The following is a 17629-nucleotide window of genomic DNA, read 5'->3' on the forward strand; positions in this document are numbered from 1 at the left end:
AATACCCATTATAGGCCTCATAATTTTGGTTTTAAGATTAATTTGTAATTGTTCAAAACCGTAACTTTTACGTTACGATTACTACGTCTAAGAACTTTTGTAATTCCACCTACTTGCGGAACGGCAGGTATGTTGATGTCGCCAATAATGTCGTCAAGAACTTCGGTGGTGGCTTCTGCTCTAAAGTTATTCTCAACATAAATACCTTCGCTTCCATCTTGCAAATCGAATGCTTTGAGCTTTGTAGGATGATGACTAATATTTTCAATTTCAATCAGCGCGCGATTGGGTTGAAAACTAATAAACCCAAAAACTGGTGTATTCTTTGGCATCAGCTTACCATTGATAGTTGCCGATTTAGTAAGGCGCATTCTTAATCTTGTATTTGCCATTACGATTTGGCTGCCATCAACGATGACATAGATACTGTCATCTGTATTTCCAATACTAGAAAAGGCATTGGGTTTAGGCGAAGCAGCAAAAAACAATTGATGTTCTAGACCCAATTCTTTAGCTTGAATTTTTTGTTCTCTTTTAATATCGGCTGAGTCAATTTGCTGGATATTCTTTTGAGCGACTTTCCTTTGTCCAAAATTTTGATATCGTTTTTCAGAATATTGAATTTTACCAGCATTATAAATACTATCCACAATACGTTCTTTTTCACGTTCCGGAAGGTCTTGGTCATAAAATCCCAAGGAATCAATTAGTTTTTCATCGTAGATACTAGGCGCATTATTTTCTCGCACTTCCTTTAGGTCGTTAATAGCATCCAATTTAGAATCATACTCTTTTTGGTTTTCGTCCAAATCGGGTATCAAGGTCTGTTCAAGGTTTTCAGTTTCACTTTCATCATCGCCCATAACCATTACAGAATAGGAAATCAGGAATATGAAAATCACAGCCAATACAGCTGCAAAGACAATTTTATTTTTCTCTACTTTCATCAGATAATTTTTTAAGTGTGTTTTCAAAGTATTCCGTAATCAAAAGACCGTGCGGATTGTTTGGAAAGTTTCTATCAACTGGAATTAAGTTTCCACTAGAAACGAGTTCGTAGGTATCTATTATTGAACCTCTATTAATTTCAAAGACGCTAACCGTTCTAAATACGTATGTTCCATTTTGTTCTTCGATTTGTGAGTCTATACTCAGTACTTTTTGAACTAGCGAATATTGTAGCAATCGGTTATAGACACCATCTGCTTTTTTCTGACGGTACAAATTATCCACAGAACTATTACCCAACCAAAGCGCCTTTTCCAGATTCCGTTCATAATTGCTAGCATCAATGTTATAGAAGTACTTATGGAACAGGTCTAAATGGGCTAAAGCTTCAACCTGAAAATTTTCTTTTTGGGTAACGAGTTTAAGCGGAATAATACTGCCATCGGTATTAATGGCGAAAGCGCTATTGAGTGCTTTTTTATTCGTTTTAAAAGCCATCCAAAGTGAAAAGGTGCTGGACAGCATTGCAAAAATGACAACTGCCAACACGATAAATCTGTTTAATTTTAAGACCTTGTATATGTTCTTGTATGGTGTTTTCATATTTCTATTTTTAATCTGCCTTAGGCAGTAAACAATCTGAGCGTAAAAGATGTGGCGCGTTTATATAATTTGAACTTTAGAAAAAGAATGAAACCAACAGACCCAAGCTGAACGACAGGTGCAAAAAAGCCCTGGCCAACATCTGTCCCAAAAAGGTTTGTCCAAAAATTTGTATTGATTTCAGTATAGAGAGCGTTTACAAATACATTGACCAAAAAGAAGGCTGGCACCAACATATAGACCGCAGCGTACAACTTGAAAAATGTATAAGCAAGCGAACGGAATTTTCCAAAAACTGCTAAACTTATAACCAAGGGGAAGAAGGCTTGCATTATGCCCAATAAAAAATAACGTTCTGAAAGGAATAACGGATAGATGAACAAATCCAAAATCCAGAGGAAAAGGCTAATAATAAATGCAAGTATTTTGAACCCGTAAAGTGGTGTCACCAATGCTTCATATAGCAGCGTCATTGCTGCTGTTGCGACCTCGATAATATTGACATCTTCTTCAATGGGAATATCCTGCATCTGCAAAGGCAATAAAGCTGGTGCTGTACCACGATACTGCCCTTCAATGGAAACTAGGATGCTATCGAAAAAACCTAGTACTTGTGTAGAGAAAATCACCAGAAGAACAACTGCAAAATTCTTTGTGAGTTCCGAAGGACTTAGCCCCCAGGTATAACCATCTTTATCCGCAACCCCTTCATTATATTTTTTTAGGATATTGACCAAAAAGAATAGTACAGCAAGCGTTTTCATTCCAGCAATGGTGTATTGCGAAAAATCACTTGCCTTTATCGTTTGAAAGACTGCATCTACATATTCAAGCCCAAAACTCATTAGTAATCTGTTTCGCGGTTATTGACTTTATCCTGCATTTTTCTAAAGGAAATAATATCCCTGTAGCGTTTCGTTTTTGTCTCAATATTGGAAACCATTTGTTTAGATTCTAGTTCTTTTTCCTTTAAAACTTCAGCACGTTCAGCATCCGACATTTTTAGGTTATCGCTTGATAAAATTTCACCCATAAAATCAACCGTATCTAATGAGTTTTGGACTATGGCATCAAATGATTCCGCAACCCGTGTTACTTCCTCGGGCTTGATGTAAGGCGAGTTTAAAATATCCTGTAAGTCGTTTTGCATTACATTAATAAGGCGTTGATTGTTTTGTGCAATTTGCTCAACTGCTCTAAGTTGTTGTACCACACTCGATACTTTCTCAATGCTTTCTTTTGCATCTTTCAAGAACTGTACGGACTTAATCATTTGAGCTGTCTGCTTTCCAGATTCTACCAGTTGTTTTACTAAACTGATAAAATTGGTATTGTCGTAAGTGGGCATTCCTTGGGCAGTAGCACCGCCAGGCAATAAAATGGCTACCGTGAAGATTAGTCCGAACAAGATTGTTTTGATTTTTGTGTTCATAATATTATGTTTTATATGTGAATTCAATTATTGCTTTTTCCATATCGTGATGCTCATCGTAGAGCTTCATTATTTCCTCGTTTTCTTGTCCATCCGTTAAGTAAGCTGCATACACTTCTTTGGGAACTTCTAACCTGAAAATGTTGCTTTCCTTGCCTATTTTGATGAACATTTCGGTGTATTTCCGTGGACCAGAAAGATTGTTTTTGATGGATTTTAATTGGTTTAAATCGTGGCTGGATAGGTTGAGTCTTTTGACCAATTCGTCATAACCCTTTTCATTGTTCAGGCTATAAATGACTTGTGTGTTTTCAAGTATGCTTGCCGATGTTGCATTATTTGGAAGCTGATTTATCGACTGAAGAATAATACCAATAGCACCATTTTGTTTACGGATGGCTTGGTAATAGAATTCCACACTTTCCAGTACATTATCAAACTTCAGTTGCTTTGCAAACTCATCGAAAAGGATGATGCCTTTTTCAGCACGATTTTTCCATATCGTTCTTTGAATGGCTGACTTTATCAACTTCAACATTACGGACAAGATTTCTTTATTGTCCTTGACTTCATCCAGTTCAAACACAATCAAGCGTTTGTCTTCAATTTTATAGGTTTGGTCTTCACTAACTTCAAACAGGAAGCTATATAGACCATCGCCGACATATTCGGACATTACGTGCAAGAAGCTTGTAATATTGAAGTAGTCGGGATGGATTTTTAAGGTGTCCAGAAGATCTTTCTGATTCCTCTCTATAAAGTTGTAGAAACCATCTAAGGAATGATTTTCTGAAGTATTATTGTAATAATGGCGTAGTATCTTTTTAACCGAAACCGATTGTGCTTTGGTAACTTTTAAATCTGAGGCGAAAAGTTCAAACAAGAAAACGGACAAGTCTTCCAAACGTTCTGGTGTTAGGTCATTTTTATCACTTATATAAAAAGGATTGATGCCTAAATTTTTGCCACTTTCATAGCGAAGCACAGTATATTTTTCGGGATAGAGTTTGGCAAATTTGGTGTAGGATCCACCAAGGTCAATTATGACCAGGCGGACACCACTTTCAAAATACTGGCGCAGAATGTTATTTGCCAAAAAGGACTTGCCTTCGCCAGTAGGTGCAAAAATGGCAAAGTTTCTTGCCTTAATGCGCTTCTTGCGTTCGTCCCAAACATCTTTAAGAACAGGCACATTATGTTCCCTATCATTAAAGATGATTCCGGTAGTATCAGAATTATAATTGGTGTTATTGATGAACAGGCATAAAGCGTGTTTTAAATCGGTAACATATAAATCGTTATTTGAAAAGTTTGAAGAAAAACAGCAGTAACTATTTAGGATATAATTCTTTCGTTCCTCACCTCTAGGATAGTAAGGAATAATGTCTAGTTCCTTAAACTCGGTCTTTATTTTTGAACCGATTCGACTTAAATTTTCTGGGTTCTTGTCCCAATAGATGATGTTTAAATGACCTCGAATAATACGTGCATTATCATCAGCGTTGATTTGGTCAAGGATATGCTGAATTTTACCGAGGACTACTTTATTCTGCGAACCGAAGTTGGAACTTTTATTAAGTTCTTCAACTTTCTTATCCAGTAGCTTGCGCCACTTCTGTTTGTCATCCAGATAAAGGATTTGATTGACAATATGATTTTCATTAAGCGTGAGCCCTAAGCCATCAATAAACCCTTGATGAAACACAAAATCGTCAGAAGTGAATTTCTCATTGGTCTTGCTACTCTGTACACTTTCGCCAAAGCACAGTTCGCTATTGATAGCCAGGGCATCAAAATGGTTTTCGCCAATATTGACGCTTTTTTTATCTAATATGATATCGGTGTCAAACCCTTCATTAAAACCATTGAAATATCCATTCGTTAACTGCTGAATATCTTTCGCTTTAAGCGAAGCAAATTTCATTTTTCGACTATTGTTTATGAAGGAAACAGAATCACTAACAGAACCGACAAAGCTCTTAACGTTGTCATCCAATTGTTGTGTAATCCCTTTGGAAACTTTACGGAAAGGGTTGACATATTTTGAATTGTTCAGCGCTTTATTCTTAGTGAGCGTAAAGAACAAAAAGCAACGATGTTCCATATAATCACGTCCTTTGAAGTGGTCGTGTGTTGCTTTTTCCAAAAACGTTGTATTTGGAAGCGCTTCTGAAGTGTATGTTTTTTTAAGATATATGTCCTGTTTTTGCACTACAGTACCAATAGGTAATGATTTCAAAGCCTGAAACCAAGCACCGTGTATATCTTCAAAGTCTTTTTCGGACAATGAATAAATCTCTGGTAACGTACCTTCATAGCACAGGACAACATTACCATTGTTGGCAAATATGATATTGTCTTGAATATCTACAATAGGTTGATATGCTGAAAGATTAATCTTGTTCATAGTTGAAGCCAGAGTTTCTTTTGTTACTTATTATTCTCGGAAAAGCATTAGCCATCTGAAAAATTTGTGGGTTATGTGTTATTCTCGTTAAGGCTACGTACAAGGCAGCATTAAAAACGAGTATTCCAATTATTATCCCGAAGCTGAAAGAGAAGATTATGATGAGCAGCGAAGCCAAAATGGAAACCATCATTAACGCAAACAGGGAAATAGGCAGCCCAAAAATGACCGCCCGTTTCCTAATGTTTTTATAGACCTCGAAGCGTTTCATCTATACTACGATTCCTATTAGGTATGTGAAGATGCCGACAACTGCGCCAGCAATCAAAACAAACACTAGCACTCTGGTAATCCCTTTTTTAAGGTCTGCATTTTCCCCAAAGAAATGCCCTGCATTAAACAGGAAACCAACTAAAAAAATGACACCAAGTAAAATTGGAAAGATGGTACGTATGGTATCGCCCACATCATTAACGGAATCTTCAATGCCACCAATTTGTGCAAAAAGTGATGTTGAGAGCAACGATAAAAAAGTTGCTAAATAGATTGATTTTTTCATAATAAAACTGTTTAAATTTTTATTCATTTTCTCTTTCTGAAATTTACATATATTTGTACATAAATAACTGATAATCAAATATTTGTGAAAAAAATATTATTTGAAATCCATTGAATTTAATTACTATTATTTGGCATCAAATTCTATGATTTTTTGAATGGAAATTGTTGATAACCTAAAAACTGAAAATGAAAAAAGTGCTCAAAAACGTCAGTTTTGTCTTTTTGCTTCTAAAAATGTGTATCGTTTTGGGACAAGAGACAAGTACTAAAAAACGAATTATAATTGATGTTGGACACGGTGGAAAAGATACCGGTGCGATAGGCATAAATAAAATCCAAGAAAAGGATGTTGTATTGGATATAGCGAATGCCATTTTGAAGCTGAATAATAAATTAGATACCCCTTTGGATATTTATTTAACCAGGTATACTGATACACTCATTTCGTTATCGGATAGAGCAAAACTGGCCAAAGCTCTAAAAGCCGATTTGTTTGTGTCGCTGCATTGCAATCATTCAGATAATCCAGATGCAAGAGGGATAGAAGTTTATGCTTCACAAAAGGGAACAAATAATTCCAAAGAATCTATTTATACAGGTTATCAAATTGAAAAAGCACTTTGCAAAGCCATAGGATATAAAAGTAGAGGAGTGAAGTTTGCAAATTTTCAGGTACTACGTGAAACTATTGACTATTGTACTTCGGTTCTTTTGGAACTGGGTTTTTTGAGTAATAGGGATGAAAGCAGTTATATTTCTGCTTCTAAGAATATCAAATTAATTGCCTTAGCCATTTTATTATCTATTAAAAACTAATACTATTATGAAAGATATATTTTTAGAGTTGACAAAAAGTTTAAAAGCTATTGTACTACAATTTATTGCAGAAGTAGTTTTATTATATAAGTCTTTTAGAAACTAGACTACTGCCATTTGTTTCTAGCAGTTCTATTAATCAAATAATTGCTATATTAAATATTATATATTTAAGTGTTTGCTTAAATAATAAAATAATGTAACTTTGCTTTATGGACAATAATTCTTGCATAAGACAACAAGCCGATTTAGAACAAATTAATCGTTGCAAAGACACGGTTTCGGAATTAAACGAATCGTTCGACTATTTGGCGAATGGACTTTCATTAGTTGGGAATAGCGTAAGACTTAAAGTACTATACCTACTCTTTGAAGAAGATAGGCTTTGCGTTTGTGATTTAAGTGATATTCTTGGAATGAATATTTCGGCCATTTCCCAGCATTTGAGAAAAATGAAAGACCGAAATCTATTAGAAACCGATAGAGAAGCCCAAACGATTTATTACTCATTGACCGCTGAATATGAAAAACTACTCAATCCGTTTTTCGCAATACTTGATAAGAACAAAGTTTTAGAAGCAATATGAAAAGTGAAAATAAATTAATTGGAGCAGGCTTGCTAACTGCAATTACAGCTTCCTTATGCTGTATTACGCCTGTTTTGGCTCTTATCGCAGGAACAAGTGGGATTGCTTCAACATTCTCTTGGATAGAACCTTTTAGACCTTACCTAATCGGGCTTACAATTTTAGTTCTTTGTTTTGCCTGGTATCAAATGCTAAAGCCTAAAAAGGAAATCGATTGTGAATGTGAGACAGACGAAAAACCAAAATTCACACAGTCCAAAACTTTTTTAGGAATTATAACTGTATTTGCAATAGTAATGTTGGCATTTCCATACTATTCAGGAATTTTTTACCCAGACACGGCAAAACACATTATCGTAGTAGATAAATCGGATATTAAAACAACTGAATTTAAAATTAGTGGAATGACCTGTGCGGGTTGTGAGGAACACGTAAACCACGAAGTAAATAAACTCAGCGGAATCGTGAGCTCAAAAGCATCATACGAAAGTGGAAATGCAATCATTGAATTTGATAAAACCAAGACCAATGAAGCGGAAATTGAGAAAGCAATTAATTCTACAGGTTATAACGTGACCGACAAAAAAGAAAAATAATGGAAACTATATTGACATCTGAAATAACTTGCCCAAACTGCGGACATAAAAAAGTAGAAGAAATGCCAACGGAATCTTGTCAATTCTTTTATGAATGTGAGAGTTGCAAAACGGTTCTAAAACCAAATGAAGGAGATTGTTGTGTTTATTGTTCTTACGGAACTGTGCCTTGTCCGCCGATTCAAGAAAACAAAAGTTGCTGCTGAAAAGACAATACTCTAAAAAATGATATATTAGGAAAATGCAAACGGAAGAAGAAATCCTAAAAATAAAAAAAGTAAAAAACACCGCAGTACGAATGGTTGTTCTGCGCCATCTTTTAAGCCTAGAAAAAGCTCAATCATTAAAGGATATTGAAAATGCGCTGCCCTATACGGATAGAAGTTCTATTTTCAGAACACTAAAAACATTTGAGGAAAACAAAGTTATCCACAGCATTGAAGATGGCTCTGGAATGACCAAATATGCAGTTTGTGCGGAAGGCTGTAACTGCGACCCAAAAGATTTGCACTATCATTTTTATTGTACTAACTGCGACAAAACGTTTTGTCTTTTCGACGTTCCTATTCCCAATATTCAACTTCCAAAAAATTTCAAGTTGCAACAAGCAAATATGGTCGTGAAAGGCCTGTGCGACAACTGCAACAGATAATCTTTGCAATCGAGTTGCGGTAAATGCTAAATACATTTGCAATATTCTTAAAAACCAGAATAAGCAAATGAAAAAAGTATTTTTAAACACATTATTTTTAATGTTATCAATTATATCATTCGCACAAACGAGTGATATTTCCATTTCTGTGAGCGATGCCGAAACAGATGGGCCATTATTGGGAGCGACTGTATATTTTGAAGAATTAGAGAAAGGAGCAGTAACAGATTTTGACGGAATTACCACATTTACAGAAATCCCAAATGGAAACCAAACCGTAAAAATTTCATATGTAGGTTTTAAAACCATTGAAACCACTATTGAGGTTGGCACAAAAAAAGAGTTCTCTTTCAAGCTCGAATCGGGAGGAAATGAATTGGATGAAGTCGTAATACAATCTTCAAGAAGTACACGAACTGTTAGAAAAATACCTACGAGAATAGAATTTATAGGTGCGGAAGAATTAGGCGAAAAAGCAGTAATGAATCCGACTAATATTTCAATGGTGCTTCGTGAAAGTACCGGAATACAAATGCAACAAACCTCGTTAAGTAGTGGAAACACCAATATTAGAATTCAAGGTCTCGATGGACGTTATACACAACTTTTAAGAGACGGATTTCCTTTGTATGGTGGATTTTCAAGTGGTTTGAGTATTTTACAAATTCCGCCTCTAGACCTACAACAATTTGAGATAATAAAAGGAAGTTCTTCTACACTTTATGGAGGAGGGGCTATTGCGGGTTTAATAAATATGGTATCAAAAACACCTGATGAAGAACCATCTTTGGATATTATGCTAACTCAAACACAAGCGTTGGGTAGTACAGCAAATGTCTTTTATAGTAAGCGAAATGAAAAATTTGGAGTTTCATTATACAGTTCTGGTCATTACCAAAAAGCGTATGACCCAGAAGATGATGGTTTCAGCAATCTACCAAAAACAACTTCGTTATCTTTTAACCCCAAATTCTTTTATTATCCTTCAGAAAAAACAACTTTTTGGATAGGTTTAAATGGAACTTATGACGACAGAATTGGTGGAGACATTACAAAAATTGAAAGTGGCGAAAATGGGATTCATCAATATACCGAAGAAAATCTTTCTAAAAGATTGACCAGTCAGGCTGTTTACGAAACACAGATAGATTCGGTCAGTTCATTGAACATCAAGAATAGCATCTCATTTTTCGATAGAAAACTATCTATTACCGATTTCAGTTTTGACGGCAAACAAACCAATACATTCACAGAAATCAACTATCAAAAGGCATCCAAAAAAACCGATTGGATTTTTGGTGCAAATTTATACACATCTAATTTTGATGAAAATGATAATGCGACATTACAACGAGACCAATCAGACGTTACTTATGGAGCATTTGTAAACAACATTTACGACGTTTCAGATAGTTGGATTTTAGAAACAGGATTAAGAGCAGACTACAATACAGATTTCGGTTTTTTTCCACTTCCAAGAGTTTCCTTGCTTTACAAGAACGACAGCGGATTTTCGAGCAGAATTGGTGGTGGATTAGGTTATAAAATTCCAGATATTTTCACCGAAGAGGCGGAATATATCAGTTTTGAAAATGTACTTGCTATAGATAAATCTGCTTTAAAGGCAGAACGTTCCTATGGTGTCAATTTTGATGTGAATTACCAAACAAGGTTATTCGATGTGGTAGGTTTTAGTGTTAACCAACTCTTCTACGTTTCAGCTATTAACAACGGGCTATTATTAAACTCAACAGACGATGGATTTTTTATGTTTGAAAATGCAACCGATAAAATAATAAGCAAGGGAGCGGAAACCAATATTAAATTTACGTACAAGGATTTTAGATGGTTTTTAAACTATGCACTCATTGATACAAAGCTGAACTATTTGGCAGGAAATCCGCAAAAACCGCTCACAGCAAAACATAATGCAGGTAGCGTTTTAATGTACGAATCTGATAAATGGCGCATAGGTTATGAAACTTTTTACACAGGAAAGCAGTTTTTGTCTAATGGCACAGAAACCACGGATTTTATAACTATGGGATTGCTTTTAATGCGCAATTTCAAATGGGGAACAACCTTTGTAAATTTTGAAAACTTTACAGACAGAAGACAAAGTAGGTTTTCACCTTTGGTTTTGCCACCACACGACAATCCAGAATTTCCAGAAATTTATGCGCCTACGGACGGTTTTATTTTTAGTGTAGGAGTAATTATTAAACCTTTTGGAAACGAAGATGAAGACTAAAATGAACAAAACGGTATTTGAAATTAGCAAGATGGATTGTCCTTCCGAGGAAAACCTAATCCGAATGAAACTGGACGGAATTCCAGAAGTTAAAAACCTTGACTTAGACATCGCTAAACGAAAACTGACCGTTTTTCACAACGGACAGGCAGACCAAATTGAAAAGTCGATTGACGAATTGAAATTAGGAGGAAAGAAAATTTCAACAGAACAAACCCACGAAACGGATTTTGATGAAAAAACAAGCCAAAAAAGGTTACTTTGGATTGTTCTTGCAATTAATTTCGCCTTCTTCATTATTGAAATGACGACAGGACTGATTTCAAAATCAATGGGATTAGTTGCGGATAGTTTGGATATGCTTGCGGATAGTTTTGTTTATGGAATTAGCTTGTTTGCGGTTGGAGGAACGTTGATTAAGAAAAAACGCATTGCAAAATTAGCTGGATATTTTCAAATAACACTTGCAATTATTGGATTTGTGGAAGTGTTGAGAAGATTTTTCGGAGCCGATAGGCTTCCCGATTTTTCGACAATGATTATCGTTTCAATTTTTGCACTTATTGCGAACGGCTTGTGCCTTTATATTTTGCAAAAGTCCAAAAGCAAAGAAGAGGCACATATGAAAGCGAGTATGATTTTTACTTCTAATGATGTCATTATTAATTTAGGGGTTATAACCGCAGGAGTTTTGGTCAATTGGCTAAATTCTAATAAACCTGATTTGATTATCGGAACAATCGTATTTGTCTTGGTAATTCAAGGTGCTTTTAGAATTTTAAAACTTGGTAAGTAATTTATTCTACTTTCTCTTATCCCCAGCCCGCTTGTCAAAAGCAATCAAATTAAACAGTTCTCGCATTCTGCTACGAACGCGATTACCATAGCGTTCTTCTAGTTCCTCGGCATTCAGATTAGTTGTAGCGTGGGTTTTCATTTTATGTTTGGTCTCAAGGTAAAGTTCGTATCGGGAAAGTAATACTTCGCCCATCACGTTTAAATCTTTACCATAAAATCTTCCTGCAGGTTCAATACCCAAATCATCAAAGCAATAGAATTTGGTACTGCCATAATCTTCAATAGTCTTAAAGCCTAGGTGGTTAAAGCTAAAAGCAACATTCCTGCACGGAATCATTTCGTACGGTCGTTGTAGCGGTACGATGTGTCGCAATAATTTCATTAAACTTGTTTTTCCACAGCCTACGGGTCCAGAAAGCAAAATGCCTTTGTCAATGTCTATTCCATACTTTTCACAATTGTCCTTATCCTTGATAAAATAGTGGCAGAGCTTTCGGATGATTGTGATATCTTCATCGTAAATTCTGAAATTTTTTCCGAATAATTGTCGGCCTTTGGCATTCAAGTAAATCAAGATTTTATCAAAATCGTAGAGAACACTTTTGCCATCAAATTTTCCTAGCGAATATTCCACGCCACCTTCGTTAATTTTAGAGGGGTTGTCCATAGTCTTTGTTTTTAGTGGTTCGCAAGTTGTCCTTGATTTGGGACGCCTCTTTAAAGTTTGGTTTGTTTTCCTCAGCGAAAAGTTCGGTTCTATCCATCCAATTTGTAGCTACTGCGCGCCAATCTCTAATCGCTTTTCCGTCGCTAGTTTGCCAATTACGAGTTTCATAGTGTTTATAGAATTTTTTTCCTTCATCAGCATTAATACCTTTTTCAATAAAAAAATCAATAATGGCCTGCCAGCCCTTTGGTTGTTTTATATTGTTTACTTGTTTGGTATTGTTTATAGTAGATACTAATGCTTGTCCACCTATGGGAGGGTGCAAGTCCACAGCTTGTCCGTTTATGGGATGGTGCTGTCCCGTAAGCGGTACACCATTGGGACGGTACTGTTCCGCAACCTGTTCTAATATGGGACTGTACCGTCCCATATCCGGTTCATCACTTGTCCCGATAATGGACATCTTGATTTTACTGCCCTTATATGGATTGTTGGAAGGAAAGTAGCTTAGATAGTCCCAAGCATTTAAATCGGTCACACATCTGTGGTATGTGGATTTTGAGCCTATTTTAGACGCAAGCATCAAATCCCTGCGGTTCACGTAAAATTCATCCGCAAATCTAGAGCTGTTCCATTCTTGGAACAGCGCCATATACAAACTGATATGTGTAGGATTGAGCCGGTCATCAAAAAAGAACTTTTCAAAAGCCGCATTGAGTAGCTTTATATAGTTCATCGCCTAAGAATTAAGACCGTGCTGCACTCGGTTGGCGGTCATTATCGTTTGAATTTCTTCAGAATCATAGTAAATGATTCCCCCAACTTTGGTGTAAGGCAATGTACCATTGATACGTAGGTTTTGTAAGGTGCCTGGACTTACTTGTAATAAATCCATAACCTCGGAAGATTTGAGGTATTTCTTGAGCTTTCCCTTGGCCTGATTGGTCAATAGTTTTTTAATGTCATCGAGTAATTCTAGTTTGAATTCCCGAAGGTCGTCTGTGGTAATAATACTTGTCGGCATAATAAAACGGGTTTAATGGTGAGGGACTATCTGAGTTTGAACTTTTAATTGATAGCCCCTGACCTGATTTGACTTTCGTTCTACAAATTTGAATAGGTTTATCGGATTTTATTCCCCAGTACGACCGTAGTACGGGCAAAATTTAACATATTGAAATTTGATATGTTCTGTAGTGTTTTGAAGGTCATAAAATAGAAATCACACGCCAAATCATAGTAAAATAAATGAAAAAAGTTTTCAAAATCGAAAGACCGTAGGTCTACCGTAGTACGGTCTTATTTTAACATTTTAAAATTGAGTTTAAGGAAATCATTAAAGGCTTATTCTTCGCTCTTTTTTATTTCGATTTGAAGTGCTATCGAAAGGTCGTCAAGAAAAAGAGTTCTACTATTTTTCCGATTTTTAATGTCCTGAAAAGTTTTGTAAATGTCTTTTGGCTCAAAATCGAATACCTGCTGCAATCGCTTAGAAACTTTCATTATACTTTGATTATCCTGCTTGCCTAAACCTTTTGCACAAAGGGCATAGACCAATTCTACCCAATCCGTATTAGAAAACGGCCACCGGATTTTTTGAAAAGATGTAGCTGAAGTTAAAGGGACATTTGAACCATTCTGAATTCGAGTTTTTTTTTCATCCAGATAAATTATCAGAGAATTGAACGCCTTGAACTTTCCTAAAAGCATATCTCTTGGTGTGCAAAATTCTGGGTCTTGAAAATAGAATTTTGAGGTAATAATGCGAAAAGTGTTCATATGGTCTCTTGTATAATACTCTTTATCAAAATGAACTGCTTCAGAATTAATATAACGCCCAAAATCGATATTATACAAGAAGAAACGATTGAGTTTGTTGATTTTCTTTTTGATATATTTTAACTGATTATTTTTACCCGCCTTCGGGAACTGTGTTTCAAAAGAATGTATCTCTGAAAAATAAATTAGTGCTGTTAGCGGAATTTGCTTGGTTTCCTTAAAGAATGTTATTTCGTCCTTGATGGTATTAAATCCTTCTCTAAGAATTTCTTTCTTAAAGGTGCTGAGTAAACTGCTGCATAGTGCGATGGATTGATACGCCCTTTCCAAGATGTCATCATTTTGAATTCTAACATCATCCAAATCTTTTATCAGCTTTTTTGATAATAATTGTAAATTCATAAGAAGGCGTATTAAAAGTGTAAAACATATTAACGTGTTTTAATTAAAGGTTTCAAAAAGGATATTTTTGTGATTTAAACTAGATTAAATCGCACCCATATTCTAAAAAAATCAAGTTTTGCAAGGGTTGTAATGGAATTCTTGTTAATTTACTTTTTTAGTAAAATAAAGTCAAGAAAATGTGACGTACTTAATTACGGAATATACCGTATTTTTCTACGGAACTACAGTCATTTACTGTAAACACTAGGTTTGAAGTCTTTGGTAGCTATTACTTTTTCTTCCGGAATCGTTTTAAAAATTCAGTTCTATTTTTCACGCCACTCTTTTTAAAAATATTGGAAGCGTGTTTTGATACTGTACTTTCAGCGATGAATAAATCTTTAGCGATATTTTTGTAGCTCAAGTTACTTAAAATGGAAACTGCAACCTCGATTTCACGCCGGGTCAAATCTTCATAGATAATCTTATTCTTTATTAATTCGGTTCTATGCTTTTTCTTCAACGCAAAAACCTGATACATCCTGTTCTTGTTTTCGATAAAATAAAGATACCTGTCGATTTCTATGGTCGTAATGGCGTAAAATGCAATATTCATTACGCTAAATGTAAGCCATTGATAATCGCCTATCAGCGTGCAAACGGGAAGCAATGCAATACTTGATGCGCCAATTAATGAAAGTTTGTTCCTTCTCAAGATAACAGGCTTAGGATTATTTGGTATTGATATTCGACGATAGAAAATGGCTAGAAAAACGAAGGCAATTATCGAAATCGGAATTGAAAAAAAAAGTCTTGCCGAATTAAGATTGTCCGTTAGTGAATAAGGAATTATAAATAATATTAAAAAACAGACTGCTACCATTATAGCAACATTCCGAACAGATGATTTAAAGGATAGAACTACTATATCGTATTCTTTATATAAGTGGTATATAATGAAAACGCAAAGGGCAATGGCCACGCTATAGGTAACGATATATTGAAGAATAATTGGACCTGGTAAGCTATCTACAGGAAGTAAACCGCCTGTAATATTGTATGTAATAAAAAGTAAGCCTAGACTGATAAAACGTTCAAGGCTCCTACAGTTCTGTTTTCTAGAAGCGTAAATTGCAAACAATACAATAAACGTATCTAGCAATAGATAGAAAAACGTTGTCCAATGTATAGATGTACCAAACATTTATAATGTTACTATTCATTATGCTCAAATTTGTTGGTTTCTAAGTTTTTTGAAACATTGTTCCAATGAAATACTTTTCCGTTCATAGCAATATAAACATCTGGCTTTAGAAATTGTAGTGAGCTAATTGCATACCCTAAATTAAATGGGGCATCCGTATTAGCAGACGACCCTAAAATGAAAGACCCAACTAAAACTATAGTTTTGCCAATATTGAGCTTTCCTATATAGTTTGCGGTAGCTTCCATCGTGAAAGTACCGTGTGTAATTAATACTTTGGTCGCATTAGTTCCAATTATCTTACTGACAAGCAATTCAAGGTCATTTTCAGTAATAGCTCGACTATCCTTTTTAAAGATACTTTCGATGGTATATTCAAAGTCAACATTTGCACTATCTAAAAAGTCTTTAATTGTTATATTAGTTTCTGTAACACCTTGGTCATTTTCATAATCCAAACCTTCGATTGTGCCGCCCGTTGTGAATATATGTATCATAATTAATTGTCATTGTAATACTTTTAAAGTTAACCGAAATATTTTATAATGGTTTTGAGGGGATTTAATGTAGATAAATTTTAAGATTAAACATACAAGTATGATTAGAAATTAATGACACTATCAAGCGCATCATCAGTATCTTTATTGATGAAGTTTGCTTGGTAGCGTATTGTTGTGGTCACCGAAGAATGACGATATAATTTTTGTAACATTTGAATTGGTATTTTATCCCCAGAAATATTTCCGAAACTATGTCGAGCTATATGCATACTTATGTTTTTAGTTATGCCTAGTTGCTTTGCTGCAATTTTTAGCCTTCTGTTTAGGTTTCTGGTAATGGATTGTGTCCTTTTTGAAACTTCCTCGGTATTATTTAGGTCTATATGATTTAATTGAGGAAACACCAATCCGTTGCTTTCTGATTCATCCTTATAATTTTCGATTATTTCAATTGCTTTTTCAGGAACCTTTAGAGAAACCAGTTTGCTATTTTTATTCATTCTATAAAGTAGCCTACCATCATTAAAATCCGACCATTTTAGTTGAAGTACATCCCCAACTCGTATGCCAGCGAAATAAAAACTAATAAGCCAAATATGAATTGCCTTTTGTTGGGCTTCCGTTATACCTTGCGCATTTTCAAGTTTTTGTATTTCATCGGCGGTAAACCCTATTTTTTGAGATTCAGGAATTCTAATGGTCATCTTACCTTTCCCAAAAGGATACAACCCTCTATCTACAATAGATTCTGAAATAGCTAAATTATAAATGGTTCTTATAAGAATCAGATAATTCACAACAGTTCTAGGCGATAGGTTTTTGCGATGTAATAAGTGTGTTTCAAACTTCTTTAGGATTGTAACGTCCAGCTTGTTAAAAGGAAGTGAATCCTTACCTAGAAACTCTTTAAACTTTTTCAATCGACCAAATTCCGTATCGTACTGATGGTGTTTGTTTCTGTTCTTAAGATTTTGAAGATGCATATCTGCAACCGTAAAAAAGTCTAAACCCTTCTTCTTAATTATTTTATTTCTTATTTCTGAAACAGTTTCATACTCAGATTTCATTTCCGATTTGAGAACCTTGTCATTTGCTTCGGCTAGCTTACCTGTTATAAAATTGTTGAGGACTTTGGAGTTAGGGTGGGATTTTCTAACATTACGATTCCTTTCATCCCAAAACTTTTCATCGATGTATTGACCCGTATTTAGAAAGGTGCTTTTACGGTCTTTTGTGATTCGAATAGCAATAGGAAGCTGTCCAGCTTTGTTTTTTTTCTTTCTCGTAACTGCTCTAATTGTTGCCATATCGAATTTATTAAATCTTCAGTATAAAGGTAATCATTTTGGGTACAACATAGGTACAACATTTGTTGATTTCGTTTGATATTATTTGATACCAAATTATATTAATTTTTAATTAAATAATTGAATATCAGTATGTT

At 35.0% G+C, this 17629-nt stretch carries 20 protein-coding genes; 7 read left to right on the top strand and 13 right to left on the bottom strand.

Annotated elements, in window-relative coordinates; all coding sequences use genetic code 11:
- Window positions 1-17: 17 nt before the first annotated feature.
- From traM to BUC31_RS00400, 6 genes are all read right to left on the bottom strand, one after another.
- Window positions 18-947 (bottom strand): conjugative transposon protein TraM, encoded by a 930-nt coding sequence (gene traM, locus BUC31_RS00370; RefSeq protein ID WP_073240398.1) that lies wholly within the window; start codon window positions 945-947, stop codon window positions 18-20.
- Entirely contained in the window at window positions 928-1551 is a 624-nt protein-coding gene (locus BUC31_RS00375; protein WP_073240399.1) for a conjugal transfer protein TraK, read from the bottom strand. The genes traM and BUC31_RS00375 overlap by 20 nt, the downstream gene beginning before the upstream one ends.
- 20 nt (window positions 1552-1571) lie before the next feature.
- Window positions 1572-2396 (bottom strand): hypothetical protein, encoded by an 825-nt coding sequence (locus tag BUC31_RS00380; RefSeq protein ID WP_073240400.1) that lies wholly within the window; start codon window positions 2394-2396, stop codon window positions 1572-1574.
- A complete protein-coding gene (locus tag BUC31_RS00385; protein WP_073240401.1) occupies window positions 2396-2983 on the bottom strand; it encodes a conjugal transfer protein in 588 nt (195 codons plus the stop codon). The genes BUC31_RS00380 and BUC31_RS00385 overlap by 1 nt, the downstream gene beginning before the upstream one ends.
- A 4-nt stretch (window positions 2984-2987) precedes the next feature.
- Window positions 2988-5390: a TraG family conjugative transposon ATPase gene (locus BUC31_RS00390; RefSeq protein WP_073240402.1), complete on the bottom strand. Its 2403-nt coding sequence runs from the start codon at window positions 5388-5390 to the stop codon at window positions 2988-2990.
- A 271-nt stretch (window positions 5391-5661) separates the two neighbouring features.
- A complete protein-coding gene (locus tag BUC31_RS00400) occupies window positions 5662-5949 on the bottom strand; it encodes a hypothetical protein (RefSeq protein ID WP_073243663.1) in 288 nt (95 codons plus the stop codon).
- Between the two features lie 188 nt (window positions 5950-6137).
- Between BUC31_RS00400 and BUC31_RS00405 the strand changes: the two genes are divergently transcribed.
- From BUC31_RS00405 to BUC31_RS00435, 7 genes are all read left to right on the top strand, one after another.
- A complete protein-coding gene (locus tag BUC31_RS00405) occupies window positions 6138-6767 on the top strand; it encodes an N-acetylmuramoyl-L-alanine amidase family protein (RefSeq protein ID WP_073240404.1) in 630 nt (209 codons plus the stop codon).
- Window positions 6768-6979: 212 nt separating this feature from the next.
- On the top strand, window positions 6980-7354 hold the full coding sequence (locus BUC31_RS00410) for an ArsR/SmtB family transcription factor (RefSeq protein ID WP_073240405.1): 375 nt from the start codon (window positions 6980-6982) through the stop codon (window positions 7352-7354).
- Window positions 7351-7950: a mercuric transport protein MerTP gene (merTP, locus tag BUC31_RS00415; RefSeq protein WP_073240406.1), complete on the top strand. Its 600-nt coding sequence runs from the start codon at window positions 7351-7353 to the stop codon at window positions 7948-7950. The genes BUC31_RS00410 and merTP overlap by 4 nt, the downstream gene beginning before the upstream one ends.
- Window positions 7950-8156 carry a GDCCVxC domain-containing (seleno)protein gene (locus tag BUC31_RS00420; protein ID WP_073240407.1) on the top strand — a complete coding sequence of 69 codons (207 nt, stop codon included), beginning with the start codon at window positions 7950-7952 and terminating at the stop codon, window positions 8154-8156. Before merTP ends, BUC31_RS00420 begins: the two co-directional genes overlap by 1 nt.
- 35 nt (window positions 8157-8191) lie before the next feature.
- The gene (locus BUC31_RS00425) at window positions 8192-8602 is read left to right on the top strand and encodes a Fur family transcriptional regulator (RefSeq protein WP_073240408.1); all 411 of its coding nucleotides are present in this window, start codon (window positions 8192-8194) and stop codon (window positions 8600-8602) included.
- A gap of 67 nt (window positions 8603-8669) precedes the next feature.
- A complete protein-coding gene (locus tag BUC31_RS00430) occupies window positions 8670-10853 on the top strand; it encodes a TonB-dependent receptor (protein ID WP_073240409.1) in 2184 nt (727 codons plus the stop codon).
- A 1-nt stretch (window position 10854) separates the two neighbouring features.
- Window positions 10855-11649, top strand: a complete 795-nt coding sequence (locus BUC31_RS00435; RefSeq protein ID WP_073243665.1) for a cation efflux transmembrane domain-containing protein — start codon at window positions 10855-10857, stop codon at window positions 11647-11649.
- Window positions 11650-11655: 6 nt separating this feature from the next.
- On the opposite strand, the gene BUC31_RS00440 is transcribed toward BUC31_RS00435, so the two are convergent.
- From BUC31_RS00440 to BUC31_RS00470, 7 genes are all read right to left on the bottom strand, one after another.
- The gene (locus tag BUC31_RS00440; RefSeq protein ID WP_073240410.1) at window positions 11656-12318 is read right to left on the bottom strand and encodes a P-loop NTPase family protein; all 663 of its coding nucleotides are present in this window, start codon (window positions 12316-12318) and stop codon (window positions 11656-11658) included.
- Window positions 12302-13054, bottom strand: a complete 753-nt coding sequence (locus tag BUC31_RS00445; RefSeq protein ID WP_073240411.1) for a hypothetical protein — start codon at window positions 13052-13054, stop codon at window positions 12302-12304. The genes BUC31_RS00440 and BUC31_RS00445 overlap by 17 nt, the downstream gene beginning before the upstream one ends.
- Before the next feature lie 3 nt (window positions 13055-13057).
- Window positions 13058-13342 (bottom strand): helix-turn-helix domain-containing protein, encoded by a 285-nt coding sequence (locus BUC31_RS00450; RefSeq protein ID WP_073240412.1) that lies wholly within the window; start codon window positions 13340-13342, stop codon window positions 13058-13060.
- 320 nt (window positions 13343-13662) lie between these two features.
- Complete coding sequence (locus BUC31_RS00455; protein WP_073240413.1) at window positions 13663-14499, bottom strand: RteC domain-containing protein; 837 nt, start codon at window positions 14497-14499, stop codon at window positions 13663-13665.
- 271 nt (window positions 14500-14770) lie between these two features.
- Complete coding sequence (locus tag BUC31_RS00460) at window positions 14771-15685, bottom strand: helix-turn-helix domain-containing protein (RefSeq protein WP_073240414.1); 915 nt, start codon at window positions 15683-15685, stop codon at window positions 14771-14773.
- 11 nt (window positions 15686-15696) lie between these two features.
- Window positions 15697-16182 (bottom strand): asparaginase domain-containing protein, encoded by a 486-nt coding sequence (locus BUC31_RS00465; RefSeq protein WP_073240415.1) that lies wholly within the window; start codon window positions 16180-16182, stop codon window positions 15697-15699.
- Window positions 16183-16286: 104 nt separating this feature from the next.
- Entirely contained in the window at window positions 16287-17492 is a 1206-nt protein-coding gene (locus tag BUC31_RS00470) for a site-specific integrase (RefSeq protein WP_073240416.1), read from the bottom strand.
- Between the last annotated feature and the right edge of the window lie 137 nt (window positions 17493-17629).

The sequence above is a fragment of the Maribacter aquivivus genome (assembly GCF_900142175.1).
Taxonomy (GTDB): domain Bacteria; phylum Bacteroidota; class Bacteroidia; order Flavobacteriales; family Flavobacteriaceae; genus Maribacter; species Maribacter aquivivus.